Origin of the sequence: Bacillus sp. FSL H8-0516 (assembly GCF_038635285.1) — a bacterium.
Lineage (GTDB): Bacteria > Bacillota > Bacilli > Bacillales > Bacillaceae > Bacillus > Bacillus safensis.
This window is the reverse complement of record NZ_CP152051.1, coordinates 3284361-3309143: the sequence shown is the minus strand read 5'-3', so window position 1 is coordinate 3309143 and position 24783 is coordinate 3284361. Positions and strand designations below refer to the sequence as shown.

At 41.0% G+C, this 24783-nt stretch carries 27 protein-coding genes; 11 read left to right on the top strand and 16 right to left on the bottom strand.

Annotation, left to right across the window (positions count from 1 at the left end):
* Positions 1 to 23 precede the first annotated feature (23 nt).
* Entirely contained in the window at positions 24 to 419 is a 396-nt protein-coding gene (locus tag MHB67_RS16825) for a F0F1 ATP synthase subunit epsilon (protein WP_003214592.1), read from the top strand.
* Between the two features lie 41 nt (positions 420 to 460).
* Here the strand turns inward: MHB67_RS16825 and MHB67_RS16820 are convergent, their stop codons facing one another.
* The gene (locus tag MHB67_RS16820) at positions 461 to 937 is read right to left on the bottom strand and encodes a hypothetical protein (protein WP_024423725.1); all 477 of its coding nucleotides are present in this window, start codon (positions 935 to 937) and stop codon (positions 461 to 463) included.
* Between the two features lie 170 nt (positions 938 to 1107).
* On the opposite strand from MHB67_RS16820, the gene MHB67_RS16815 reads away from it, so the two are divergent.
* The 6 genes from MHB67_RS16815 (at position 1108) to MHB67_RS16790 (ending at position 6608) form a co-directional block, all read left to right on the top strand.
* Positions 1108 to 1338: a DUF1146 family protein gene (locus tag MHB67_RS16815; RefSeq protein WP_024423724.1), complete on the top strand. Its 231-nt coding sequence runs from the start codon at positions 1108 to 1110 to the stop codon at positions 1336 to 1338.
* 129 nt (positions 1339 to 1467) lie between these two features.
* On the top strand, positions 1468 to 2202 hold the full coding sequence (locus tag MHB67_RS16810; RefSeq protein WP_024423723.1) for a YwmB family TATA-box binding protein: 735 nt from the start codon (positions 1468 to 1470) through the stop codon (positions 2200 to 2202).
* A 32-nt stretch (positions 2203 to 2234) separates the two neighbouring features.
* Positions 2235 to 3542 carry a UDP-N-acetylglucosamine 1-carboxyvinyltransferase gene (gene murA, locus MHB67_RS16805; protein ID WP_024423722.1) on the top strand — a complete coding sequence of 436 codons (1308 nt, stop codon included), beginning with the start codon at positions 2235 to 2237 and terminating at the stop codon, positions 3540 to 3542.
* A gap of 259 nt (positions 3543 to 3801) precedes the next feature.
* Positions 3802 to 4827, top strand: coding sequence for a stage II sporulation protein D (gene spoIID / locus MHB67_RS16800; RefSeq protein ID WP_212048018.1), 1026 nt, complete (start codon positions 3802 to 3804; stop codon positions 4825 to 4827).
* A 321-nt stretch (positions 4828 to 5148) separates the two neighbouring features.
* Positions 5149 to 5847 carry a VWA domain-containing protein gene (locus tag MHB67_RS16795; protein WP_034622539.1) on the top strand — a complete coding sequence of 233 codons (699 nt, stop codon included), beginning with the start codon at positions 5149 to 5151 and terminating at the stop codon, positions 5845 to 5847.
* Positions 5848 to 5930: 83 nt separating this feature from the next.
* Positions 5931 to 6608 carry a VWA domain-containing protein gene (locus MHB67_RS16790; protein ID WP_103131719.1) on the top strand — a complete coding sequence of 226 codons (678 nt, stop codon included), beginning with the start codon at positions 5931 to 5933 and terminating at the stop codon, positions 6606 to 6608.
* A 51-nt stretch (positions 6609 to 6659) separates the two neighbouring features.
* Here the strand turns inward: MHB67_RS16790 and MHB67_RS16785 are convergent, their stop codons facing one another.
* The gene (locus tag MHB67_RS16785) at positions 6660 to 9008 is read right to left on the bottom strand and encodes an FdhF/YdeP family oxidoreductase (RefSeq protein WP_103131718.1); all 2349 of its coding nucleotides are present in this window, start codon (positions 9006 to 9008) and stop codon (positions 6660 to 6662) included.
* A gap of 82 nt (positions 9009 to 9090) precedes the next feature.
* Positions 9091 to 10356 (bottom strand): OFA family MFS transporter, encoded by a 1266-nt coding sequence (locus MHB67_RS16780; protein WP_151039772.1) that lies wholly within the window; start codon positions 10354 to 10356, stop codon positions 9091 to 9093.
* A gap of 134 nt (positions 10357 to 10490) precedes the next feature.
* Here MHB67_RS16780 and fdhD point away from each other — a divergent pair, with 134 nt between their 5' ends.
* The gene (fdhD, locus tag MHB67_RS16775) at positions 10491 to 11279 is read left to right on the top strand and encodes a formate dehydrogenase accessory sulfurtransferase FdhD (RefSeq protein ID WP_044330874.1); all 789 of its coding nucleotides are present in this window, start codon (positions 10491 to 10493) and stop codon (positions 11277 to 11279) included.
* Between the two features lie 10 nt (positions 11280 to 11289).
* Positions 11290 to 12297 carry a GTP 3',8-cyclase MoaA gene (gene moaA / locus MHB67_RS16770; RefSeq protein ID WP_342492655.1) on the top strand — a complete coding sequence of 336 codons (1008 nt, stop codon included), beginning with the start codon at positions 11290 to 11292 and terminating at the stop codon, positions 12295 to 12297.
* Positions 12298 to 12551: 254 nt separating this feature from the next.
* On the opposite strand, the gene rpsN is transcribed toward moaA, so the two are convergent.
* From rpsN to MHB67_RS16745, 5 genes are all read right to left on the bottom strand, one after another.
* Positions 12552 to 12821, bottom strand: coding sequence for a 30S ribosomal protein S14 (gene rpsN / locus MHB67_RS16765; protein ID WP_025093900.1), 270 nt, complete (start codon positions 12819 to 12821; stop codon positions 12552 to 12554).
* Between the two features lie 16 nt (positions 12822 to 12837).
* Entirely contained in the window at positions 12838 to 14034 is a 1197-nt protein-coding gene (locus tag MHB67_RS16760) for a GTP-binding protein (protein ID WP_024423714.1), read from the bottom strand.
* Between the two features lie 82 nt (positions 14035 to 14116).
* Positions 14117 to 14266, bottom strand: coding sequence for a 50S ribosomal protein L33 (gene rpmG, locus MHB67_RS16755; protein WP_024423713.1), 150 nt, complete (start codon positions 14264 to 14266; stop codon positions 14117 to 14119).
* 144 nt (positions 14267 to 14410) lie between these two features.
* On the bottom strand, positions 14411 to 14833 hold the full coding sequence (locus tag MHB67_RS16750; protein ID WP_024426331.1) for a DUF5362 family protein: 423 nt from the start codon (positions 14831 to 14833) through the stop codon (positions 14411 to 14413).
* A gap of 163 nt (positions 14834 to 14996) precedes the next feature.
* Positions 14997 to 15506: a GNAT family N-acetyltransferase gene (locus MHB67_RS16745; protein ID WP_029706351.1), complete on the bottom strand. Its 510-nt coding sequence runs from the start codon at positions 15504 to 15506 to the stop codon at positions 14997 to 14999.
* 116 nt (positions 15507 to 15622) lie between these two features.
* Between MHB67_RS16745 and MHB67_RS16740 the strand changes: the two genes are divergently transcribed.
* A complete protein-coding gene (locus MHB67_RS16740; RefSeq protein WP_034281210.1) occupies positions 15623 to 16519 on the top strand; it encodes a peptidoglycan DD-metalloendopeptidase family protein in 897 nt (298 codons plus the stop codon).
* 84 nt (positions 16520 to 16603) lie between these two features.
* Here MHB67_RS16740 and MHB67_RS16735 read toward each other — a convergent pair whose 3' ends face one another.
* From MHB67_RS16735 to MHB67_RS16715, 5 genes are all read right to left on the bottom strand, one after another.
* Positions 16604 to 16951, bottom strand: a complete 348-nt coding sequence (locus tag MHB67_RS16735; RefSeq protein ID WP_024423704.1) for a P-II family nitrogen regulator — start codon at positions 16949 to 16951, stop codon at positions 16604 to 16606.
* A gap of 18 nt (positions 16952 to 16969) precedes the next feature.
* Positions 16970 to 18178 (bottom strand): ammonium transporter, encoded by a 1209-nt coding sequence (locus MHB67_RS16730; protein ID WP_024426325.1) that lies wholly within the window; start codon positions 18176 to 18178, stop codon positions 16970 to 16972.
* A gap of 192 nt (positions 18179 to 18370) precedes the next feature.
* Positions 18371 to 19111, bottom strand: coding sequence for an amino acid ABC transporter ATP-binding protein (locus MHB67_RS16725; protein ID WP_034622553.1), 741 nt, complete (start codon positions 19109 to 19111; stop codon positions 18371 to 18373).
* A 10-nt stretch (positions 19112 to 19121) separates the two neighbouring features.
* Positions 19122 to 19799 carry an amino acid ABC transporter permease gene (locus MHB67_RS16720; RefSeq protein WP_080652918.1) on the bottom strand — a complete coding sequence of 226 codons (678 nt, stop codon included), beginning with the start codon at positions 19797 to 19799 and terminating at the stop codon, positions 19122 to 19124.
* Between the two features lie 42 nt (positions 19800 to 19841).
* On the bottom strand, positions 19842 to 20687 hold the full coding sequence (locus MHB67_RS16715; protein WP_225315515.1) for a transporter substrate-binding domain-containing protein: 846 nt from the start codon (positions 20685 to 20687) through the stop codon (positions 19842 to 19844).
* A 199-nt stretch (positions 20688 to 20886) separates the two neighbouring features.
* Here MHB67_RS16715 and MHB67_RS16710 point away from each other — a divergent pair, with 199 nt between their 5' ends.
* Positions 20887 to 22275, top strand: coding sequence for an MFS transporter (locus MHB67_RS16710; protein WP_073207701.1), 1389 nt, complete (start codon positions 20887 to 20889; stop codon positions 22273 to 22275).
* Between the two features lie 38 nt (positions 22276 to 22313).
* Here MHB67_RS16710 and MHB67_RS16705 read toward each other — a convergent pair whose 3' ends face one another.
* The 3 genes from MHB67_RS16705 to MHB67_RS16695 form a co-directional block, all read right to left on the bottom strand.
* Positions 22314 to 22913: an undecaprenyl-diphosphatase gene (locus MHB67_RS16705; RefSeq protein WP_024423699.1), complete on the bottom strand. Its 600-nt coding sequence runs from the start codon at positions 22911 to 22913 to the stop codon at positions 22314 to 22316.
* Between the two features lie 114 nt (positions 22914 to 23027).
* Positions 23028 to 24215, bottom strand: a complete 1188-nt coding sequence (locus tag MHB67_RS16700; protein ID WP_073207698.1) for an MFS transporter — start codon at positions 24213 to 24215, stop codon at positions 23028 to 23030.
* A 15-nt stretch (positions 24216 to 24230) separates the two neighbouring features.
* Entirely contained in the window at positions 24231 to 24644 is a 414-nt protein-coding gene (locus MHB67_RS16695) for a MarR family transcriptional regulator (protein ID WP_024423697.1), read from the bottom strand.
* Between the last annotated feature and the right edge of the window lie 139 nt (positions 24645 to 24783).

Sequence of the window (24783 nt, the reverse complement as noted above, 5' to 3'; positions counted from 1 at the left end):
CTGGTCCTTAGGAGGGTAAAAGCATGAAGACCGTTCAAGTCAATATCGTTACTCCCGACGGCCCAGTGTATCAAGCGGATGTGGAAATGGTCAGTGTAAGAGCAGAAAGCGGTGAGCTTGGTATTTTAGCTGGCCACGTTCCAATGGTTGCTCCGCTAAAAATCGGTGCAGTTCGCTTAAAACATAGTGGATCAACTGAATTGGTTGCAGTAAGTGGCGGATTTGTTGAAGTCCGCCCTGAACAAGTAACGATTCTTGCTCAGGCCGCTGAAACATCAGATAAAGTTGATGTCGATCGTGCTAAATCAGCGAAACAGCGTGCTGAAGAGCATTTGAACCACCCGAATGAAAGTGATGTACGCCGGGCGGAACTCGCATTAAAACGGGCGTTAAACCGTTTAAATGTAGCAGGGAAATAAAACAGAAAAACCTTCTTATCACAATGATAAGAAGGTTTTTTTTAGGATGACATGAGAGATTGATACATCGACACATAAGGATGAGATGCTTGCTTTTCTAGATATAAGTTCTCGCAAAATTGCGTACTGCAATGCCATGTTTTATTGTTTCTGCGTAAACCAAGCGTATATTTGTGCGGAGAGTCCATATAAGGCCGCACCACCCAGTCAGCATCTGAATGATGACGGATGACAACCTCACCTAAATACACACTCATCATCGCTTCTAATGCATCTATTGGCATTTTCCACTCAGCGAACAGCTGCTTGGTCAATGCATCGAAGTATAGTGATTCTAACTGATACAGGCTTTCCTCAGAGTGATCCAAAGAAATGTTATGAAAATGACACAATTGTGCTAATTCTTCTAGCTGTGTCTGTCTATAATCAAAGTAGAAAGCAATGGCCTCCCATTCATGATCAAATGAGGGAACCAATTCTCCGTACAAATCAACAAAGTCAGGAAAAGAATCTTTCATTGTGTTCAGCTCCTTCCACACGCAGTATATCATCTCCTTGGCATCAGGATAAGAGGGGATTCACACTAAATGTAGCTCTTTTTTCCAAATGATTCATCTTTCCGATTTTCGAGGATATAATGAAAGGGAGTTTTCCTTTACAGAAATAAATAAAAGGAGGATTCAACTGTATGGAAGACGTAGGACAACAAGCAATCGTGGGCATTGTGATCCACCTATTTTTTATCGCGGTTACATGGTGGGCACTGCTTGCTGTAAATATTGATCCACTCATTAAAAAAGGGAAAATCGTTCAAGCAAGGCTGCTGATGATGCTCATTACCATTGCTATCGCATCTGCGGTCAGCAATTTCTTTCTTGATTACTTAAATTTCTCGAGACAAATTCCTTATATGTTCTAACATAAAAGGTTTGGTCACGGCCTTCTGCGGGAACGTAAAAAGAAGGGTCAAAAGGCTCGCCTTTTGTTGACTTTTCCACGTATGCATTGCCCTCCTTGCGGCAACACTTGTAGCAAGGGGGAATGACAAGTGAGAAAGTATTTGAAAGGTTGGCCATTATTTGCGTTTATTCTTTTTTTTGTTCTGATGATTCAAGGTGTTCGTGCGGAAGAATCTTCCCCGCTCGCTCAAATAGCAGAAGGTCTAAAAAACCAGCAAATCGAAGTCGATGGGTGGACCCTTCATGCCAAAACAAATGTAGATATTTCATCCGAACAATTTTCAAAAAAAGTGAAACGTTTGAAAGACGAACTACGACAGTATGAGTGGACCGAAAAAAAAGAACAACATGTCACCAAAGTCACAGGAATTTACAAAGATGAAAAAAATGATACAGAATCGAAAATTTTACTCGTGAAGACCGACACAAAATCAAATCAAAAGTCGTATTTATTATATGAGCAAAAAGGTGCTCGCCCACTGAATACCTGGGAGCATACATATGATCAGTTCGTACGTCATGCAAAAAGCATATTACAAGAGAAAATTGTAATTTTTACTTGTCTCGATGGTCATGTAAATGGTATGATGGATGTTGTTTTGCAAAAAAAAGCTGAAATGTTAGCAAATGAATTTCAAGCAAAACCAGTTGAGTATCTCGTTGAGTCTAATTTTGTGTCGCTTTCCGCTTACACAGATAAGTGGGAACAGTTCATTATGACTTCAAATGATAAAATGAATGTTCAAATTGCCATCAGAAGTTCGGAAATGAACGAAAATCATACGATTACGGTTGGCACACCAATCGTAACGACTGAATATTAATATAGAGAATTTGGGACGCGGAGGGGAAGACCTTGGAAAAAATCATCGTCCGCGGCGGTCAAAAGTTAAACGGCACAGTTAAAGTAGAAGGCGCAAAAAATGCCGTTTTACCAGTTATCGCTGCATCTTTGTTAGCAAGTACAGAAAAAAGCGTAATTTGTGATGTACCTACGCTCTCCGATGTATATACAATCAATGAAGTGTTACGTCATTTAGGAGCAGAAGTACATTTTGAAAATAACGAAGTATCAGTTGATGCATCACATGCACTAGAAACTGAGGCTCCGTTTGAGTATGTCCGTAAAATGCGAGCATCCGTGCTTGTCATGGGACCACTTTTAGCAAGAACAGGTCATGCAAGAGTTGCATTACCTGGAGGCTGTGCGATTGGTTCAAGACCAATTGATCAGCATTTAAAAGGCTTTGAAGCAATGGGAGCTAAAATTCAAGTAGGTAATGGTTTCATCGAGGCTGAAGTAAAAGGCCGTTTAAAAGGTGCAAAAATCTATTTGGATTTCCCAAGTGTAGGGGCAACTGAAAACATCATCATGGCAGCAGCATTAGCTGAAGGAACGACGATTTTAGAAAACGTAGCAAAAGAACCTGAAATTGTTGATTTAGCAAACTACATCAATGCCATGGGTGGTAAGGTTCGCGGTGCGGGTACTGGTACAATCAAAATCGAAGGTGTGGAAACACTTCACGGTGCAAAACACAACATCATCCCTGACAGAATTGAAGCAGGTACTTTCATGGTGGCAGCAGCCATTACAGAAGGAAATGTTCTTGTAAAAGGCGCAGTGCCAGAGCACATGACATCACTTGTTGCAAAAATGGAAGAAATGGGTATTCAGATCATTGAAGAAGAAGAAGGTTTAAGAGTCATTGGACCATCTGAGCTCAAGCCAATCGATCTAAAAACAATGCCGCATCCTGGGTTCCCAACGGATATGCAATCTCAGATGATGGCGCTATTGCTTCGTGCGAACGGAACAAGCATGATCACAGAAACGGTGTTTGAAAACCGCTTTATGCATGCTGAAGAATTCCGCCGCATGAATGGCGATATTAAAATTGAGGGTCGCTCTGTCATTATCAATGGGCCGGTTCAACTTCAAGGTGCTGAAGTGGCAGCGACTGATTTAAGAGCAGGAGCAGCACTTGTACTTGCTGGATTAGTGGCAGAAGGTCATACACGTGTCACTGAGTTGAAGCATATTGACCGTGGTTATGTGAACTTCCACCAAAAGCTTGCAGCAATCGGTGCAGATATTGAAAGAGTAAACGATGAATCGGCAGATGTGACACAAGAACAAGTTGTATCAGATCTGAACGCTTAATCATGAAAGAAATCAGTGTGTCCATTGGGGCATGCTGATTTTTTTTTAGAATCATAGAATGCCTCATTTCACGAAGCTTATCTTTAGTGTATCCAACCATCTTAAATTTTATTCATACAGACGAACAGTAAAATCCATTCTAAGAACAGGCCCATAGCTTTCATAAAAGACTTGTCCACTAAATGAAAGAAGCTGTCATATTAGCTTGTCCCTGCCCATAAGATAAAAGAGATTCAATGACAAATGGGGGCAGCCAAATATGAAACCAATGATATGGACAATCGCAGGAATATGCATCATCATTTTAATGATTCCAACATTACTTGTGTTGCCGACGTTCCAAGGGAAACCGGCGGCCAGCCAGCACGTAGCAGCAGAACCATCAGTTAAAAAAGAAGTGAAGGGTTCAGTCAAATTGAAGCAATCACCCGTCGCTATCCCCGTCTATCGCTCAGCTCATCAGCAGGTAGAAAACATCCCCTTAGAAGAGTATGTGATCGGTGTCGTAGCATCTGAAATGCCAGCTGATTTTGAAATGGAAGCACTCAAGGCACAGGCGCTCGCAGCAAGAACGTATATCGTCAGACAAATGATCAGTGATAAGACTGTCAAATCACCTAAGGGCTCTCTTGTAGATGATACCCAAATGTTCCAAGTTTACAAAAACAAACAGGAACTCAAGAAAATTTGGGGGAAAGCGTACAATTGGAAATTAAAAAAGGTCACGGAAGCTGTCGCCAGCACACAAGGAAAAGTGCTGACTTATGACGAGAAACCAATTGATGCTTCATTCTTTTCAACAAGTAACGGAAAAACGGAAAATGCCGAAGCCTATTGGAAAAACGAAATCCCTTATTTGAAAAGTGTCTCAAGTAAATGGGACGAAAAATCGCCAAAATTTCAAAATAAGAAAACCATCTCGGTCAGTGAATTTCAGCGAAAATTAGGTGTGACACTCACTCAGCAGGCTCAGGTCGGACAGATTGTAGAACGGACACCAGGAAACCAAGTAGCGAAAGCCGTGATCAACGGTAAAACACTGTCAGGCCGAGACATTCGAGAATCACTAGGCCTTCATTCAGCGGACTTCACATGGGAACGCCAAGGCCAGCAGATTGTGATTACAACAAAAGGATATGGTCATGGTGTAGGCATGAGTCAATATGGTGCACATTATATGGCGCAGTCAGGCAAGAAAGTAGATGCCATCGTGAAACATTATTATAAAGGAATTCAAATCGAATCAGCCGATCGTTTTCTCAACACGTATATGGCTAAAAAATAAATCAACGGTGCCTCAGAAATGAGGCATTTTTTTTGTGTTCAAAGAGGTTTGAACAGAATGTGACAAATTGCGACTTAAGACGCACCGAAGGAAAACTTAAACATTTACGTCCCGATAAGAACCGATGGCCGATACAAAGTCCCTCGAAAGACAGAGAAAACGAGAGGATAATGGGTGTGTTAGGTGAAAATATCTAGACATCTGACAGAATTTTAGTGATTTTGATGAAAGAGAAAAAGGGACCGAGTCCTATACCATTCCAAGACAGAATAATTTACGATTAAGGTGTTTCAATTAAATACATAAGGAGGAAGGAAAATTATGTTGAAAAAAGTATTCTCACTCGTAACCTTAGCTGTATTGACATTATCTATGTCAATCTCTTCACCAGTATTTGCAGAAGCATCTACAGTTAAAAAACATAACAAAGATGTAAGAGTGACAATCTTACTTGATGCAAGCGGAAGTATGGCAAGAAAAGTAGAGGGAGAGCGCAAATTTGATCTCGCCAAACAAGAGGTATTTAAATTTGCTCAGTCACTTCCAAAAGACGCTAAAATTCGTATGAGCTTGTTTGGTTCTGAAGGAAATAACAAAAATTCAGGTAAAGCTCAATCATGTGAAGTCATTAGAGGCGTTTACGGCGTACAGCCTTATGAAAAAGACAGCTTTGAGAACTCTTTAAACGGACTTGGGCCAACTGGCTGGACACCGATTGCACGTGCACTTGAAAATGCAAAGCAAGCGGATGAGCAGCTTACTGAGGGAACAAAGCATATTGTGTACTTAATCACTGATGGTGAGGAAACTTGTGGCGGAGATCCAGTAAAAGTAGCAAAAGAATTGCATAACTCAAAAGGATCAACTGTTGTAAATGTGATCGGGTTAGACTTTAACGATGGCTATGAAGGTCAATTGAAGCAAGTAGCCAAAGCTGGTAAAGGCCATTACTACCAAGCAAGTACAGGTAAAGAAATGGGATCTATCTTTTCAGCAGAATCATTAAAACTACACGAATAACTTGCTGAACAAAAGGGAAACGATTGATTCATGCTTTCGTTTCTCTTTTTCTGTACAAAAGTAAAAAAGGGAGGTCTTTATTGATGAAAAAAAATATCGTATTAACCATTTTGGCTAGCCTTGTCCTGCTTCTTTCTTCACCAGCTCATGCTGTAACAAAACAGGAGCCGCCTGCTCATGTGGTGATATTACTCGATTTAAGCGGCAGCATGGCACAGTCAGTTGAAGGTGAAAAGAAAATTGAAATCGCCAAACGGTCTATTCAAAGCTTTGCGAGCATTTTATCAGAAGATACACAAGTTCTGCTTCGTGTGTTTGGTCATGAAGGAACCAATAAAAATGCAGGGAAAGCCATTTCTTGTTCAAGTTCTGAAGCCGTTTACGGATTTGGTTCATATGAGCCATCAACATTTCAGCAAGCACTAAATGTGTATAAGCCAACTGGCTGGACACCACTTGCAAAAGCATTAACGGATACGAAACAAGATTTTGAAGATCACCAGGCTGAAGGGAAAAATATTGTCTATGTTGTCAGTGATGGTGAAGAAACTTGTGGTGGAAGCCCTTCACAAGCAGCAAAGGAATTACATGAAGACGGAATAGATACAATCGTCAATATCATTGGCTTCGATGTGAATGAAAAGGAAGCAAAAAGTCTTAAATCTGTTGCAAAAGCGGGTGGAGGACAATATCAACCGGCTGCAAATGCCGAAGAATTGAACCATATTCTTCAACAGGAAGCGAGCACTTTTGGTCGGTAGAGAGTGAATGGCAGCTGGGGAAAACAACCCCAGCTGTTTTTAAGTTGACGATTAATTCAAAGTCGTTTCTAATTCATCAATTCGTTTCTCCACATAATGCTGATCCTTTCTTGCATGGAAGGTTTCGGCTTTTTCTAATATGGCAGCCGTATTATACTCGGGAATCTGTGAGTAGCTCTCATACACACCTTTAGGAATTAAAACGTTCCCTTCCGGCCAATAAACTGCGATATTGCCGCGTCTCAACTCTCCGAATTGAGCCACTCCTTGATAGGATCCATATTGATTAAAGAGAACAACTGGATCACCTTCTTGGACGTAAAGCTCTTTTGCATCTTCTTCATTCATTAGGATAGAATGACGTTTTCCACCATTAAAGGCATCCTTTTCACTGTAGATCATGGAGTTGAATTGCTTTCCTCTTCTTGTCGTGATATTGAAATGTCCTTCGGTTTTTCGATATTGAGGCAGCTGGGCAGGAAGAAGATGTCCCTTGCCGTCTGGTGTTGGACACACGCCATCTTCACAAAGCCATGCGCCTCCCCATTGAAAAACGTCTCCCTTGTGACGTAAATGCTGGATGCCATCATAATTTCGGTTGGCGACCGCAATCTCACGACGAATGTCTTCAGCTGTTTCAAAATGTATCAGCTCGGCATCTTCTGGCCGGACTCTTTTCGCAAGATCAACATAAATGTCCCATTCCGCTCTGGCTTCCTCAATACGAGGTCCTTCAATTTCTGGACTGAAATATACCATGCGTTCCGTACTGGTTGATGTGCCGCCGCCAGGTTGTTCATACCTTGTCATAGCAGGCAGCACAATCACCGCCTCTTCAGCGTCTACCAGCGTAGAGGTATTCAAAATGATATCTTGGTGAACACGGAGTTCAAGTTCAGATAATGCTTTTTCGATCGCTTCCGGATTTGGCATCGTTTCTAAAAAGTTTCCGCCACTCGTAAACAGCATTTTGAGTTTTTGTGGATGGTCTTTTGGGAGAGCCATCTTCTCAAAGGATTGCCCAATGGTGTCACCATGCCATTTAGGAATGTCAAACCCCCATATACGTTCGATTCTTTCAATATTCTCGTCATCAAAATCACTACCCGGCAAAACGAATGGATCAGCACCCATTTCACCAGAACCTTGGACGCCGCTATGCCCCCGAATTGGCATGACACCACAATGTTTTCTGCCGATAAATCCGCGCAGCATGGCAAGGTTGGCAACCTGTGATATATTATCAGTTGCAAAGCGGTGCTGAGTAAGGCCCATACTCCAAATAAAAACGCCTGAATTAGCATTGGCAAGCAGTGTCGCAAATTCCTTCATTCTTTCTTTTGATAAACCTGATGATGCTTCTAGGTCTTCCCACTTCAATTGTGCGACATGCTGCTTTAAATCCTGTATGCCTGTTGTATGTTTTTGAATAAATTCGTGATCAAGAGCCGAATGGGGAGCATGCTGCTCCATGTCAAACCAATGCTTGATGACGCCGTTCATAAACGCAATATCTCCGCCTATATTGACTTGGTAAAAATCATCTGCAATTTTTGTACCGAATAAAGCACTCTCTGGAATAGAAGGAACCCAATACTTTTCCATGGCAGGCTCTTTATACGGATTGATGACGATAATTTTTGTCCCTTTCTTTTTAGCAGCGTACATATATTTAGTGGAAACAGGCTGATTGTTTGCTGCAACAGATCCCCAAAAAATTAATACATCCGTTCCAATCCAATCACTGTAATTACAGCTGGAAGCACCGATGCCAAGGGACCGTTTAAGAGCGGTTTTACTTGGTGAATGGCAAATGCGAGAAGCATTATCAATATGATTCGTCCCTATAAATCGAGCAGCCTTTGCAGCCGTATAATAAACTTCATTTGTAATTCCTCTGGCGGTTAAATAGAAAGCAAGCTGCCGTTTATCAATTGATTGGATTTTAGCTGCGATTTGATCTAGTGCATCATCCCAAGAAATACGTGTAAAGGCATTGTCACCTTTTTTTCGAATCAATGGATAAGGAATCCGACCAAGCTTGCGAAGAGAGGTGCTGTCCATTTGCTTTAGCTGCTGAATATCTTCAAACCATTTTGGATCAATAGCTGGCATTGTGTTAAGACGAAGCACATTTAGTCTTGTGGTGCATATATGAGGTCCTGCGAGCGTTTGATCATACAGTCCTGAGACGCCAAGGGCACAGCCGTCACAAACACCCTGCGTTAAAATACGGTACGCGTAGGGAAGGTTATCTTTGTTCTCCCATGCCACTTTCATCGTATCTCGAATGTGTTTCGGTTTCACTTTGCCAAGCCCCATTGGTACAAAAGAGGTCCATAGCTTTGGTGAGGGTTTTTTATTGAGTTTAACAGGCCCCTTATGTTTTGTTTTCCCCATGAGATCATCACCCTCCTATTACTTTGTAAAGCGTTTTCATATCTAAAAATTACCTTTAGATTGTGATTCTGTCAAATTCAAATTAAGATCGGGCTGAGACAGAGGAAGCAGCAGTTAGGTTTTTTTCTCTTAGCTGCTGAATATCCTTTCGAATGAGAAGTGATATGATAAAAGCAATGAAAAATAAGCCAGAGAACACCATAAGGCTTTGTGTATAATTACCTGTTATATCTCGGATAAAGGATGAAAATAGTGGTCCTGCTAATCCCGCAGCGGCCCAAGCAGTCAAAATATAACCGTGTATGGCACCAAGCTGCTTTGTACCAAACAAATCCCCAATATAGGCTGGAATTGAAGCAAATCCTCCTCCATAGCACGTATAAATGATTGCCATAACGATTGAAAAGATGAGCGGTTCTTTTAAATAGGGGAGTAATGGAAAAGCAATGAGCTGGATACTGAAAAAAATCGTATACGTATTCGGTCTTCCTATATAATCTGAAAACGATGCCCAGCCAATGCGTCCTAAACCATTAAAAGCACCTAAAATGCCCACAAGAGTAGCTGCAGCACCTGCAGTGAACCCAACACTTTCTTGGGCAAGAGGTGACGCTACTGAAATAATAGCGATTCCGCATGTGATATTAATAAAAAGCATAAGCCACAAATAATAAAAACGTCTTGTTTTGATCGCTTCATTTGCTGTAAGCTGTGATAAATCTTGAGGGATTTTTCTTTTCTTTGTTTTAAATACATCAAATTGTTTGACGTCATCAGGTGTTGGTGGTGATAAATAAAGAGATGAGATCACCATGATGATAAAATAGGAGATTCCAAGAATATAAAAAGTATTTGCGATATTCATTTTTTCAATGAGATATTGAATAATTGGGCTGCAAATAAGAGAAGCAAACCCAAACCCCATAATGGCTAAGCCGGTTGCAAGACCTCTTCGATCCGGAAACCATTTGACTAGAGTTGATACAGGTGCAATATAGCCTACCCCTAAACCAATTCCAGCGAGTACACCATAAAATAAATAGAGGAGAGGCAGTGAGGACATGTGGACAGCGAATCCTGACCCAGTCATTCCGATGCCGAAGAAAATAGCTGAGAAGAGCCCCGATGCCCTTGGACCATACCTTTCAACGAAATGTCCCATAAAAGCAGCAGATAAACCTAAAAATAAAATAGCAATACTGAAGGTGAGACTTATTTCTGTTAATGACCACTGAAAGGCTTCATGTAAAGGATTCGTAAAAACACTCCAAGCATAAACAGACCCAATAGATAAATGAATTCCTACAGCACTTGCTGCGATGAGCCAGCGATTTTTCGATTTGTTCATTTTGTTCCCCCCATATAAAGCAATCAAGAAGTTTGATAAGATAGAAATATGTTACATTTTTATGACTTTTTAAAATAATATCACAATTTGATTGGATCATATAACTAAATTTGCATTGAAAGGAAGATCATACAATGAATTCTTCTGTTAAAAAGAAACGAGTCATACACCAATACCGTGAAGGCCAGTTTACCTGCAAAACTGATGAAATTGTAGAAGAATATCCTTTAACTGTGATGGTGAATGGAGAAGAATTTGTGACGCTTGTTTGTTCACCAGAGCACCTGAAAGAATTGGTTATCGGCTTTTTGGCTTCAGAAGGGGTCATTCGATTTGAAAATGAGATTAAAAGGTTTACAATAGATGAAAGTATGGGTTTTGCCTATGTTGATTTAGTTCACTCAAGTGGATTTGATTCATCAGATTTTACAAAACGAGTGATTGGTTCATGCTGCGGGAAAGGAAGACACTTTTATTTCCTTCAAGATGTGAAGACGGCAAAAACGGCCATTGATCGAATCAGTATTTCTGCTGAAACCTGTATGCATCTCATGAAGTGTTTGCAAGAAGAAAGCCAATTATTTCAACATACTGGTGGAGTGCATAATGCTGGACTGTGTGACACAGAGAAGCTATTCATCACTAGAACTGATATAGGAAGACATAATGCTTTAGATAAAATTTATGGATATTGTTTACTTCAGCGAATTCCACTTAGAGATAAAATCCTTGTTTTCAGCGGCCGGATATCGTCAGAAGTTCTATTGAAGGCAGCAAAACTAGGAGTGTCTATCGTCATTTCAAAATCAGCACCTACTGAGCTGGCGCTTAAAATGGCAGAAGAATTAAATATTACGACAGTTGGATTCGTCAGAGGGAAATCCTTTAACATTTACACGCATCCTCAGCGTATTACAGAATAGGAGGCAAAGTATGGTCAGTATTTTAGATAAAAGACATCGACCATTGCGCGATTTAAGAATATCAGTAACTGATCGTTGTAACTTTAGATGTACGTACTGTATGCCTGCTGAAATTTTTGGACCGGATTATCCTTTCTTGAAAAAAGAAGAACTGCTTAGTTTCGAAGAAATTGACCGACTTGCTACCCTTTTTGTAAAGAACCTAGGTGTGGTAAAAATACGCATCACGGGCGGAGAACCTTTAATGCGGAAGGATCTGCCTGTCTTAATAGAAAAGCTCGCAAACATTCCAGGGATTGAAGACATTGCGATGACAACCAATGGAACGCTTTTACCTTTATATGCTGATCAGTTGAAGAGAGCTGGTCTTAATAGAGTCACCATTAGTTTAGATTCATTAAATCCCGACCGTTTTAAGCAAATGAACGGAAGGCATATTTCTATCCAAAAAGTGTTTGATGGTATTGAGGCTGCAAAAAAGGCTGGACTTGCTATCAAGATTAATATGGTGGTTCAAAAAGGTGTGAATGATCAGGATGTCTTACCAATGGCAGCTTACTTCAAAAAAGAAGGACACGTTCTCAGATTTATTGAATTTATGGATGTCGGTAATACGAATAAATGGAATCTAGAACATGTCATGACAAAGAAAGAAATAATTGAATTAATTGATTCAACATATCCTATCAAACCAGAACCTCCTCAATATACAGGTGAAGTAGCCAAACGATTTTTTTACAAAGATGGTTCAGGAGAGATAGGCATTATTTCTTCCGTTTCAGATGCTTTTTGTGGAACATGTAACAGAGCAAGGCTGTCTGCACGGGGGGAATTATTTACATGTCTGTTTGCATCATCGGGTTTTGATCTGAAACAGATGATTCGTACGACAAAAGATAATGAAGAATTAACGAACAGGTTAATGGAATTATGGTCGAATAGACATGACCAATATTCAGCCGAGAGAGAGCAGAAAAAAGATCAGAAAAAGGTTGAGATGTCATACATCGGTGGGTAATGACAATAAAGTATCATGATCATGTATTTTTGAAAAGAAGAGAAAATGTCATAATCGTGGTTGAAAATCCTTTTTTGAAAACAGGTCTTTTTATCTTATGAACTCAGTCACTATAAAAAACCAGCAGAATCTCTGCTGGTTTTTAAATTGCTATTTTGTACCTCAAAAAGATTGAGATAAGATTGGAAAATAGATTTTCTCTCATTGTGTGCGACTTTACTTTTACGAGTGCTGTGATAAGATCAAAGCATTCTTTACCAGCTCGATTTTTTCACTCCAGGGATATGACCCTTATAGGCAAGCTCACGAAAAGCAATCCTAGACATTTTGAATTTTCGTAAATAACCTCTAGGACGGCCCGTTAATTCACAGCGGTTTTTTAAACGGGTAGGGGAAGAGTCTCTAGGTAATTTTCGTAAAGCTTCATAGTCACCTTTTTCTTTTAACTCTTTCCTTAATTCTGCATATTTCAATACAAGCTGCTGTCGTTTTTTTTCTTTAGCAATCTTAGATTTCTTTGCCAATTAAAACCCTCCTGGCCTAATTTTGTATTTTCCATTGAAAGGGGTCCTCAAATGTAGTCCAATCTTGATCAAATTCCTCAGGTGTGAGCAAGCATTGATCAAGAGTACGAATGATTTCTGCTTTAGGCAAATCTACACCGATAAACACAAGTTTTGTATGGCGATCACCAAACTCTGCGTCCCACTCATCTAGAAGCTCTGGTTCCTGATTTAATATCCGTGCTTTTTCTTGTTCAGGCAAAGCAGCAATCCAGTATGCAATTGGTTCAATCGCAACAGATTTCCCAGCTTGTGAAATTAAAATGGTTAAATCATGATGTGTGGCAAGCCAAGTAAAACCTTTCGCACGAACGATCTGCTCAGGCATTTGATCTAACCAAGCATTCAGTCTGCCGGTATGAAAAGGGAGTCTTCTTTCGTAAACAAAAGATGAAATTTGGTATTCCTCTGTTTCCGGTGTATGCTGACCATGTCCTGCGTTGATTTCTTTGATCCACCCAGCAGAAGCACTTGATTTTTCAAAGTCGAATAAACCAGTATTCAAAATGTCATCTGGCTGTACTATACCTTTTGAGGTTTTGATGATAGATGCTTCTGGTTGTAGTTTGTTCAGCACATGCTCAAGTCGATCTAATTCAGAGGGAGATACTAGATCACATTTATTGATAATAAGAACGTCACAAAACTCAATTTGATCAATGAGTAAATCGGAAATTTCTCGCTCGTCGTCATCGGAAACCGCTTCTTTACGATCTAATAAACTCTCTCCTGACTGGAAATCAGTCCAGAAACGATTTGCATCTACTACTGTGACCATCGTATCTAGACGGCAAAAGCGGGTCAAATCTATACCCATTTCTTCATCAATATAAGAAAATGTTTGAGCGACGGGAATTGGTTCACTAATTCCGGTTGATTCAATGACAATATAATCAATATTACCCGCTTTACAAAGGCGTTCTACTTCGATTAACAAGTCTTCTCTCAAAGTGCAGCAAATACAGCCGTTAGATAATTCAACGAGTTTCTCATCTGATCGAGAAAGCTCGCCGCCTTGTTTGACTAGTTCTGCATCAATATTAATTTCACTCATGTCATTGACGATCACAGCCACTTTTAATCCTTTGCGATTTTGAAGAACATGATTTAATATCGTTGTTTTTCCTGCTCCTAAAAAGCCGCTTAATACTGTAACAGGTATACGCTTATTCATTTGTTTTTGTCCTTTTGAAAACGATCATTTTGTTTTCCGCCTCACTTAAAAAGTAATCATTACGATTTGTAATCTAAAAAATTTATTTTGTTTCTCTATGAAGGGTATATTTCTTTAATCGAGGAGAATATTTTTTTAACTCCAATCGGTCAGGATTCGTTCTTTTATTTTTTGTTGTGATGTAGTTTCTGTCACCTGTTTCAGTACAGGCCAACGTAATATTCACGCGCATAAGTAATAGGATCCTCCTTTAATTCGTAATAGTTACGATTTGTATTTTAAAATGATCAAGACTGAATGTCAAGCATAGGAGAATGATCCAAGTCAAATGATAAAAACAAAAGGGGTATCGAATGACTATTGATACCCCTCTCCATTAATAAAAGTCACCGAGTTCTTGTTCGTAATCACCTTCATACTGCTGGACATCATAAGGAATTTCTTGGAGGAAGGCTAACCCGCCTAGTATAAGTATCAAAACGATAGCAATGAATGAAAGAATAACTGCGGCAATACTTGAAATGGCAAACAGTGTTTGCATTTTCATCATCTTAGCGTACTGTTCTAATAATTCTTCGTAAGAAGTATCTGGAGCCTGAATCAAGTGTTCAGCTGCTTTTACAGATTTTTGTACATGAATTCCCATCATAATGAGGAAGACGCCAAGGGCTGCAGGAAGAACAAGCCAAAAACCAATAAGAATAGCCAGACCGCCTGAAATATAGAGAAAGATACTACCAACCTTTCCCCACTTTACGATTGAATGAAGAGATTGAATGATTTTCTCAGTTTGTTGCAATGGTGTTCACTCCTTTATGTATTCACTCTTTATCATACTTGAGTAAGTAGTGCTTTAGGAAGAGTGAATGTTGATTGATTAAATTGTTTCTCTCTTCACTTCACTTTTTACAGCTGTGACTTGCGCTATAAAAAAGCGTCTCTTTTTCAGGGAGACGCTTGTTTTATAATTCTTTTCCTAGGATATCTAAATCGTATCTGCTGCCGTCCATTTCTGCGATGCGTGGCAGGTGGCCCCATGTCTCAAAGCCGTGCTTTTTAAATAGTCGAATGCTGGCTTCGTTGTGCCCGAAAATAAAGGCAAGTAACGTTCGAATGCCTAATGAGGGTGCTAAATCAATGGCTTCTTGCAAGAAAAGTGATCCTAAGCCTTTTCCTCGATAGTCTTGGTTTAAATAGATACTCATTTCAACGGTCCCGTTGTATGCAGGCCTTCCGTAAAACGTTTCAAAGCTCAGCCAGCCGTATATATTTCCATCCTCATCTGTTTTCACATAGAGAGGTCTTTTCTCGGAATGATTCAAAAACCATTGCCGGCGGTCCTCGACAGAAACTGGTTCTGTATCAGCGGTCACTTCTCTTGAAGCAATGGTTGAATTGTAGATATCAACGATCGCTTTGAGGTCATCTTCTGTTGCTATACGGTTGAAAGTTTTCACAATTAAGTCTCCCATCTTTTTTTCATTTATCATACATATTATTGATGCGATTGCGCAAAATAAAAAGAAAAATGATTTCGTGTGTATATATTTTTTGAAAAGTGTTCAGAATGTTGCTGAGGTGATGAAAAATGAGAGAGGAAGAAAAGAAACGTACTTCCAAAATCACAAAAGTTCAGCAATTTTTCCGTAAGCGCTGGGTATTCCCTGCTATTTACTTGGTCAGCGCAGCGGTCGTGTTAACAGCCGTTCTTTGGTATCAAGCTGTATCAAAAGATGTGAAAGACCAACTATCTGATGGAAATCAAACAGGGCAAGAACAGCGCGATGATGCCGTTGAAGTTGGAAAGCCAATTGAAAATGTCGCAATGCCGGTCCAGAATTCTGATAATGTTTCTGTCGTGAAAAAGTTCTATGAAGCAGATGCTGACCAAAAAGAGAAAGAAGCAGCACTTGTAAACTATAATAACACCTATACCTTGAGCAAAGGTATTGATCTTGCAGATAAAGATGGCAAAGTGTTTGATGTCACAGCTGCTCTTAGTGGAACAGTGGTTCAAGCGAAAAAAGATCCAGTTCTTGGTCACGTTGTTGAAATTGAACATGAAGATGGATTATCGACTGTTTATCAATCGTTGTCACAAGTGAGTGTCAAAGAAGGCGATGAAGTCAAGCAGAATGATGTCATCGGTGCTTCTGGTAAAAATCTATATGGTGCTGAAAGCGGCAACCATGTGCATTTTGAAATTCGTATGGAAGGTTTAGCGCTTAATCCACTTAGCTTCATTGACAAGCCTGTTTCTACAATTGAAAAAGCAGCGCAAGAAGTGACGGAACAAGCAAAAGAACCTGCTCAGCCAAAGACTGAGGAAAAAACGAAAGAACCTGCTGCTGAAGATAAAGCCAAAGAGCCAGCTGGAGAAAAATCTGAAGAAAAGTCTGATGAGAAGGGGAAATCCTCTGATCAAGAAAAGTCTTCTGATTCCTCTAAAGACAGCAGTCAGTCAGAAGAAACAAAACAATCTTAATGACTTACAAGGTCCTCTGCGTATATGAATATGCAGAGGTTTTTTCTGCTTAAAAAGATCCCCCGCCACTCGGCGGAGGATACACTATAGGGCGGCAGGTCCTTCTTCACCTGTCCGGATGTTGATTGTATTCGCTACCTCATATATAAAAATTTTCCCATCCCCTGGTTCGCCTGTACGAAGTACCTTTTGAGCTGTTTCTACGACCTGTTCGACAGGTACTTTGCTTAGGACGATTTCGATCTTTAATCGTTCGTACACGTTGCTTTCCTTTTTGACGCCGCGGTATAGCTCTGTATGTCCCTTTTGTAAGCCGCAGCCGTGTACATTTGAAAAGGTAATCGAGGTGACACCAATCTTTCCAAGCTCCACCTTTAATGTTTCAAAATTAGCTGGACGTGTGACAATCTCCACTTTATACATTTTGCTCATAGAGACACCCCTTTTTCTTTAATCTTGATAAGCTTTTTCACCGTGCATGGTTAAATCAAGACCCACTGATTCTTCTTCTTCGGTTGCACGAATTTTGAAGAAGACATTGACCACTTTGATGATCACGTATGTCACAACGGCAACAAAAGCGTACGTGGCGACAATCGCGACCACTTGCTTCCAAAGTAAGCTGGGATCTCCGTAAAATAAACCATTGGCTCCGCCGTCATTGACAGAAGTTGTGGCGAAAAGTCCTGTTGCAATTCCTCCCCAAGTACCGCCAATTCCGTGAAGGCCGAATGCATCTAGTGCGTCATCATAGCCAAATTTGGCTTTGAGTGAAAAGACTCCCCAGAAACAGACGATCCCGCCAATGATTCCTATTATAATAGAAGCAAACGGTGTAACAAAGCCTGCGGCAGGTGTAATGGCGACAAGACCTGCGATGGCTCCAGAGATCGCGCCGAGCATGGTTGGTTTTTTGTTGATCATCCACTCTACTAACAGCCAGCCGATGATTCCTGCAGCAGCAGCTGTATTGGTGTTAATAAAGGCAAACATGGCCACGCTGTCTAATGTAAGAGCACTACCCACGTTAAAACCAAACCAGCCAAACCAGATGACTGCTCCGCCAAGAAGGGTGTAGATCAAGTTATGCGGAGAAGAGCTTGCCGCTTCTTTACGCTTCCCGAGCACAATTGCCACGACAAGACCCGCAACACCGGATGAGATGTGAACCACGTTTCCGCCTGCGAAGTCAAGAGCACCCATTTCGCCAATCCAACCGCCGCCCCATACCCAGTGTGCGACTGGAGCATATACAAATGTGACCCAAAGGAGTGTAAATACAACGACTGCTGAGTAGCGAATCCGTTCAGCAAAGGCCCCTGAGATGATGGCTGTTGTTAAGACGGCAAAGGTCATTTGGAACATCATGAACAATGAATGTGGAATGGTCTCACTATAGGAACCAGGCTCAAAGCCTACGCCTTTCAGGCCCACCCAGTCTAATCCTCCGATCCATGCATTGCCTGGTGCAAAAGCTAAGGAATAACCGAATACGATCCATACGATTGAAACGATCGCTAGTGACGTTAAGCTGTGCATGGTTGTGCTTAACACGTTTTTACTTCTCACGAGTCCTCCGTAGAATAAAGCTAAACCCGGTGTCATTAACCACACGAGTAGTGCGCAGAAGAACATAAATACTGTATCACCCATTTGCATGCTGCATTCCCCCGAATCATTCAGAATTATTGTTTTCTTAATTCTTCATTATAGAGAGAAAAGTCATATATAACATATACATGTAAGTTTATCTGACATGGTTTTTTGGTTAAGTTCAATATAAATGGATGAAAAGTTCGTAAAAAATGAGCAAAAACGTAAGTTAAGCACTAAAAATGAAGGGCGTTTGACCTATAAAATGGAGCTGAGAAACAGTTTTGTACGTTCCTCCCTAGGAGAATCAAACAATTCCGAAGGGACGCCTTCTTCGACGATGCGGCCTTCGTGCATGTAGACGACACGATCGGCAACTTCTTTCGCAAAGCCCATTTCATGTGTGACAATGACCATGGTCATGCCTTCTTTTGCGAGGCTTTTCATCGTTTGCAGCACTTCGCCTACAAGCTCTGGATCAAGGGCAGACGTAGGTTCGTCAAATAACATGACATCAGGCTTCATGGCGAGAGATCTGGCTATGGCTACACGCTGTTTTTGGCCGCCTGATAGTTTAGAAGGATATACGTTGGCTTTATCCGCAAGTCCGACTTTTTCTAGCAAGGCGCTGGCTTCAGCGATGGCTTGCGCTTTCTTTGTTTTTTTCACCATAACAGGCGCTTCGATGATATTTTCAAGCACAGTTTTGTGCGGGAAAAGATTAAAATGCTGAAACACCATCCCTATTTTTTGTCTCATTTCGTTTAATTGATCGCGCTTTGGATGAACAGGGCTGCCATCAATGATAATATCTCCATCATTTTTTATTTCTAAAAAGTTCATACAGCGGAGCAGGGTGCTTTTTCCAGAACCGCTTGCGCCAATTAAGACGACCACATCATTTTCATAAACAGTGAGATCGATATCTTTTAAAACATGAAGCTCTCCAAAATATTTATTGAGTTTTTCAACACGAATGATTTCCTTTGATTCTGTCATGCTTCTCCTCCTATTGGTCACTGGCTGATAGTTTCTTCTCAAAGGTTTGGACAGCGAATGTTAACAGCAGGACAAGAACTAAGTAATAGACGGCGACAACAAGTAAATACGTCATATTATCAAAGCTGTTGGAGCCTTGCGTGGTGGCGACGTTAAATAGTTCATTGACACTGATAAAGGCGGCGAGTGATGAATCTTTTAAGCCGATAATGAACTGGTTGCCAAGAGGGGGGAGGGCGCGCCGCATCGCTTGAGGGAGAATGATGCGTCTCATTGTTAAAAAACGACCCATCCCAAGAGATCGTCCTGCCTCTTTTTGCCCCTGATCGATGGATTGGATGGCACCTCTAAATATTTCGGCTATATAGGCGCCATTATGAAAGGCGAGCGCAATGGAAGCAGCCCAGAAGTCGGGTATATTCAATTCTGTGAGGCCGAAGTATAGGATGAAAATTTGAACAATCAGTGGTGTTCCGCGTACAAGAAAGATATAGGCATTGGCGATATAACCGAAAACGGCTATGCGGGATATTTTCAATAAAGCAAAGAAAAGCCCGATGAACATACCGATGAAGATGCTGATCACCGTCAGCTGTAAGGTGATCAGCATTCCTTCTAAGAAAATACCTCTAGAATCAATCAGTGTCTGAAAAAAGTGTGATAGGGTAGGCAAAACAATCATCTCCATTTGAAGAAAGTGCGCCTATAAAAAGGGCGCACAATCGTGGTTTTAATCTTGTTTGACCGTGATGTCTTCATCAAAGTACTTTTCGCTAATTTGTTTTAATGTTCCGTCTTTTTTTAGTGCGTCAATCGCATCGTTGATCTCTTTTATGAGCTGTTCATTTTCTTTTGATACAGCAATTGCCTGCTCACTTTGTCCGAGTCTTTCCTGCGCTGTGATGTTCAATTTTTTCTTCATCGCTTCTGCACCTGTGGCGAAATCTGTTACGACTGCATCGTGTTTTCCGTTGGCCAGTGCTTCTAAGGCGACGACATCACTATCATAATATTTTGGTTCTTGCCCGCTATGTTCCTTAGCAATATCAGCGTAGGACGATCCTTTGGATACAGCAATTTCTTTGTCTTTTAAGTCATCAGCATGCTGAATGTCTGATCCGGGTCTTGTGAAAATTTGCGGACCAGAGTAGTAATAGGGCTTAGAAAAAAGGACGTGTTTTTTTCGTTCCTCATTGATGGTATGACTTGCAACTGCCGCATCAAATTTACCTGCTTTCACGCCTTCGACGATGCCTGCGAATTTATATTTTTTCTGTATAGGTTCGAGACCTAGTTTGTCACTAATCGCATTGCCTACGTCGATATCAAAGCCGGACATCTGATTTCCATCCATGTAACTAAACGGATGAAATTCACCTGATGCTGCAAAAATAAATTTTCCATCCTCCAAAATTGGCGACCCTTTCGCTGTAGAATTACGTTTATCTCCGTTCCCATTTGTTTCATTTGAACCACACGAAGACAGAAGTAATACTGCAACCGAGAAAAGGGCTGGGACCCAAAACCGTCTTTTTTTAATAATAAGCTTCTCCTCCTTTTCAGCCGTTCTCCATATAAGGAGAAAGTAGGCTTTTCAATATGTGTAGCATCTTACCATTTGTTCCTCATATTCTCAATTTTATATGTGTTATTCCAACAATCGTCCTTTTTAGAATGTATGTCTTGCTTTTCTAAGAGAGAACTTGAATTGATTAGGGTAAAAAAGGGAAATGAATCTCATAATAACGAAAGGGTTGCAAAAAGGAGGTCAGTGTATGAACAAGTGGAGAGACAATCGAAAAGTTTTTTTAACCGCTATTGCCTTTGGAACGATGTTGAATCCGCTGAATTCATCAATGATTTCTTTGGCCTTGCATCAAATTCAGCATGAATTCGGTTTGTCGTTTACGACCGTATCTTGGCTTATTTCTTCTTTTTATTTAGCCAGTGCAGTAACACAGCCAGTGAGCGGCCGGATTGGGGATCATGTGATGAGCCGGAGAACCTTATTTTTATTCGGTCTCGTTCTTGTCGCAGTCTCAGCCATTTGCGCGCCGTTTGCCCCAACGTTTGCGGTGCTGATTGTGATCCGTTTGTTACAGGCGATTGGAAGCAGTGCCATTTATCCTTCTGGGGTCGGACTCATTCGGGATCATATTCAAGAAAGACAGGCTTCGGCGTTAGCGGTATTATCCATTTTTGCTTCAGCGATGACGGCGCTTGGACCGACGCTTGGCGGATTTCTGATGACCATTGGCGGCTGGCCGGCTATCTTTTTAGTGAATCTGCCGTTTATTTTGATCAGTTTCTTTCTCGGTTTATTGTTGTTTCCGAAGGAGCAGAAAAAAAGAAAGCTGCGCATAGGCGAAACTGTGCGAACACTCGATTTGCCAGGGATGCTTCTTTTTACCGTCTGCATTGTTCTCCTGCTTTCATTTTTATTATCACTGGGTGATGGCATTCAATATGTTCAAGGCATTCTTTGTCTCCTGAGTGCAGGCGCTTTTATCTGGTGGGAGTATCAGGTGGATGAACCGTTTATTCAAATACGGATGTTCAGAGAAGAGCAGCGGCTGTCACTTGTGTATGTGCAATTTATCATTTTAAATATCTTTTTCTATTGTCTCTTTTTTGGTTTGCCGAGTTATTTTCAGGATGAGTTAGGCTGGCGTGTGGAGATGACGGGTCTTTTTATGCTGTGTATGTCAGGGGTGAGCATTATTGTATCGCCGCTGACAGGAAAGTGGGTGGATCGCGGGGATGAACGCCATCCAGTTTTAGCGAGTGCTGTATTGATGCTAGCTGGAGCGTCTGCCATGACTTTCTTTTTTATTCCTGCGCCATTATGGGGAAAAGGATTGGTTCTGGCGCTGCTTGGGCTCAGTTATGGGATTGGGAATGTCGCGCTTCAAGCTGCGATGCTCAAGGCAAGCCCTCAGCAAATGATTGGCACGTCCTCTGGACTTTTTCAAACATGCCGCTACCTTGGTTCTATTCTGTCGTCTGCTGTGCTTGGTATGCTGTTTGGGGATGAAATTGCTGGTGCTCATTTTGCGCAATTAGGCTGGACGTTGATCATCATTTCTCTTATTGGCATTGGCGTCAGTCTTTATTTTTCAAATATGGTTAGAGGGAGACAGCCAATAAAAAAAGCGGCGCGATAAGTGAGAGAAGAATCTTCATCACGTTATCGCAAGGCCGCTTAAGAATTGGACAGGTCTGAGCCCTGATCCTTTGTCTTCCTTCTGAAAATTTTCCCTACAATTGTCTCGTAAAATGTCACGATACGATCGATAGGAGAGTCAAAGAACTTCCATAATTTATTCATGATAAAGACAACCACAATCGATACGACCAAGCTGCCTAAAACATCAAATGGATAATGATGACCGACCCAGATGCGGGAGAATCCTGTAAGTAATCCAAAGACGAGCAATATGTTGCCGAGCTTTTTATTACGGGATCGAATGGCTAGTGAAAGAGCCAATGCACCTGTTGTATGGTCACTTGGGAAGGAAGCGTCTGCTGAATGCGGGATGAGTGTGTCGACTTTATGCGCCACAAACGGCCGCTCTTCATAATGAAACAATGTAATGGCAAAGTTGACGATAAGTGCTGCAATGCCTGTTACACCGGAAAAGAAGACATGCTTCTTAAATTTGTGATTCCCTAAAAACCAGCAAATCAATAAGACAAGGGCGTACACAAGAATGGCCTTTTTCGTAATAAAGATCATGGCCTGATCTAAAAACTCAGAATGGTGAGCCATCCCGTGTATGACTTTAAACAATTCGTAATTCAAAACATCACCTATACTTTCGCTTAATGCCAACTATTTTTCAAAAAAGCCTGTATGCTCTATATGAAATATCCTATATTTTAGCATGTTTCCGGCGAAGTTTAAAATAGTATCCTTTTATTCTGAAAGGGAGACCTTTTGTGCATTTGCTTCCTGGGGTTTTCGTTCGCTCCAATAAAAAACGCCCATACTCAGCAAGACAACAATGCCTGCAATGAGGTACACATTTGAAAAGTCTGTGAAACTGACAAGGAGTCCAAAGACAAATGAGCCAGCAGCAATACCTGTATCATACAGAGTAAAGAAAGTAGCCGTCGCATACCCCGTACGGTGAGCTGGTGAGTGCTGAATCGCAAGTGTTTGTAAACATGGCACGAGCGAACCATAGCCAAGTCCAATCACAGCGCCTGATAGAAGAAGCATTGTGGCTGAATGTGTCGCTGTCAGCATCCATAAACCAATAGCAAAAAGGGCAATCGAAGGATAGATCACAACGTGAGCTCCAACTCGGTCAAAAAGTCTGCCTGTAAATGGACGTGATCCAAGCATTGCAGCCGCAAACACAATGAAGAAATAACTGCTTGCACCCATCAAATGGAGTGAATTGGCATATACTGAAATAAATGAAATAATCGGCGAATAACAGAAAGAAATAATAATACCGACGGCCGCTGTTTTTAATGCGCCTTTTTCAAACAGGTGAGAAAACGTGAATCGGAAGACGATGCTTCCGCCGTTTTCAGGCTCTGGCTGTCTAATTAGCATTGTAAAAGCGGCTCCGATCGTCACGATAATGGAAAAGAGAAGAAATAAGGAATGAAATCCTATTTTTCCTACTTGGTTTAGTGCGATAAACGGACCGATGACAACAGCGAGGTTCATGGACATCACAAAGTATCCGAGTCCTTCCCCGCGTTTATGTTTCGGGATCATATCAGCCGCAATGGCACTGGCGACTGTCGTCAAAATACTAAAAAAGATTCCTTGTACGAAACGCAGCACAAGAAGCGTTTGGAATTGATCAATCGGAATGTATAAATAAGTGAGTAAGGCAAAGGCCGTAGAAGAGAAAATCGCCATCCGTTTTTTGCCGAATTTCTCAATAATGGCGCCAGAAAAAGGTCTTGTCACAATAGCAGATAATAAGAAGACCGTCACAAGGAGACCGCCCTGTGATTCTGTTCCATTTAGTTTATCCATTGTGTAAATGGGCAGTAATGTCAAAAGGGCATAAAAAGAGGTGAACGTAAATAAATTCACCAGGACAATCATGATAAAATCTTTTGTCCATATGCGTTCGTTCATGGTGTATGTCACTTCCTATTCAGTAGATAATTTGTGTAAAAGTGTATGGAGGAGTTGTTTTTCTTCGTAGGTAAAATCTGAAAGACATTCTTCTTCAAATTGTTCCATCGTGCGTTTGATTTCTTCAAATCGGGCTTTTGCATCATCTGTCATCACGATCAGATTCTCACGTTTGTCTTTGCCTTGTACACGTTTTACCCAGCCGTTTGCTTCTAAGCGGGTGACGGTTCTGGTAATGGTCGGTGCTTCGACGTTTAAATATGTCCAGATGTCTTTTTGGGTTTTTGGGCCGAATGTATCCAAACAAAAAAGCACAGTCCACTGTGACATGTACAAGTCATAAGCAGCAAGCGCTTCGTTCGCCTTTTTAGACAGCAGCCGTGCGCCTTGATGTATTTGATGTAAACACTCTCTATTTAACGTATCCATATGCTCACCTTTTTTAAATATTTAGCTAGGTAAATAAATTCACCTTTTCTATTTTACGTGCTGAACCCTTTCTTGTAAAGTGGAAATTTTCGCGCCCCGAAATGATTTTTTGTTTTGCCTTTTCTGATAAATCCCTTGT

What these genes read in the sequence shown, in the direction of transcription:
- MHB67_RS16825 (WP_003214592.1), top strand. Translation starts at nt 24, where the DNA reads ATGAAGACCGTTCAAGTCAATATCGTTACTCCCGACGGCCCAGTGTAT.
- MHB67_RS16820 (WP_024423725.1), bottom strand. Translation starts at nt 937, where the DNA reads ATGAAAGATTCTTTTCCTGACTTTGTTGATTTGTACGGAGAATTGGTT.
- MHB67_RS16815 (WP_024423724.1), top strand. Translation starts at nt 1,108, where the DNA reads ATGGAAGACGTAGGACAACAAGCAATCGTGGGCATTGTGATCCACCTA.
- spoIID (WP_212048018.1), top strand. Translation starts at nt 3,802, where the DNA reads ATGAAACCAATGATATGGACAATCGCAGGAATATGCATCATCATTTTA.
- MHB67_RS16795 (WP_034622539.1), top strand. Translation starts at nt 5,149, where the DNA reads ATGTTGAAAAAAGTATTCTCACTCGTAACCTTAGCTGTATTGACATTA.
- MHB67_RS16790 (WP_103131719.1), top strand. Translation starts at nt 5,931, where the DNA reads ATGAAAAAAAATATCGTATTAACCATTTTGGCTAGCCTTGTCCTGCTT.
- MHB67_RS16785 (WP_103131718.1), bottom strand. Translation starts at nt 9,008, where the DNA reads ATGGGGAAAACAAAACATAAGGGGCCTGTTAAACTCAATAAAAAACCC.
- MHB67_RS16780 (WP_151039772.1), bottom strand. Translation starts at nt 10,356, where the DNA reads ATGAACAAATCGAAAAATCGCTGGCTCATCGCAGCAAGTGCTGTAGGA.
- fdhD (WP_044330874.1), top strand. Translation starts at nt 10,491, where the DNA reads ATGAATTCTTCTGTTAAAAAGAAACGAGTCATACACCAATACCGTGAA.
- moaA (WP_342492655.1), top strand. Translation starts at nt 11,290, where the DNA reads ATGGTCAGTATTTTAGATAAAAGACATCGACCATTGCGCGATTTAAGA.
- MHB67_RS16760 (WP_024423714.1), bottom strand. Translation starts at nt 14,034, where the DNA reads ATGAATAAGCGTATACCTGTTACAGTATTAAGCGGCTTTTTAGGAGCA.
- rpmG (WP_024423713.1), bottom strand. Translation starts at nt 14,266, where the DNA reads ATGCGCGTGAATATTACGTTGGCCTGTACTGAAACAGGTGACAGAAAC.
- MHB67_RS16745 (WP_029706351.1), bottom strand. Translation starts at nt 15,506, where the DNA reads ATGGGAGACTTAATTGTGAAAACTTTCAACCGTATAGCAACAGAAGAT.
- MHB67_RS16740 (WP_034281210.1), top strand. Translation starts at nt 15,623, where the DNA reads ATGAGAGAGGAAGAAAAGAAACGTACTTCCAAAATCACAAAAGTTCAG.
- MHB67_RS16735 (WP_024423704.1), bottom strand. Translation starts at nt 16,951, where the DNA reads ATGAGCAAAATGTATAAAGTGGAGATTGTCACACGTCCAGCTAATTTT.
- MHB67_RS16730 (WP_024426325.1), bottom strand. Translation starts at nt 18,178, where the DNA reads ATGCAAATGGGTGATACAGTATTTATGTTCTTCTGCGCACTACTCGTG.
- MHB67_RS16725 (WP_034622553.1), bottom strand. Translation starts at nt 19,111, where the DNA reads ATGACAGAATCAAAGGAAATCATTCGTGTTGAAAAACTCAATAAATAT.
- MHB67_RS16720 (WP_080652918.1), bottom strand. Translation starts at nt 19,799, where the DNA reads ATGGAGATGATTGTTTTGCCTACCCTATCACACTTTTTTCAGACACTG.
- MHB67_RS16710 (WP_073207701.1), top strand. Translation starts at nt 20,887, where the DNA reads ATGAACAAGTGGAGAGACAATCGAAAAGTTTTTTTAACCGCTATTGCC.
- MHB67_RS16700 (WP_073207698.1), bottom strand. Translation starts at nt 24,215, where the DNA reads ATGAACGAACGCATATGGACAAAAGATTTTATCATGATTGTCCTGGTG.
- MHB67_RS16695 (WP_024423697.1), bottom strand. Translation starts at nt 24,644, where the DNA reads ATGGATACGTTAAATAGAGAGTGTTTACATCAAATACATCAAGGCGCA.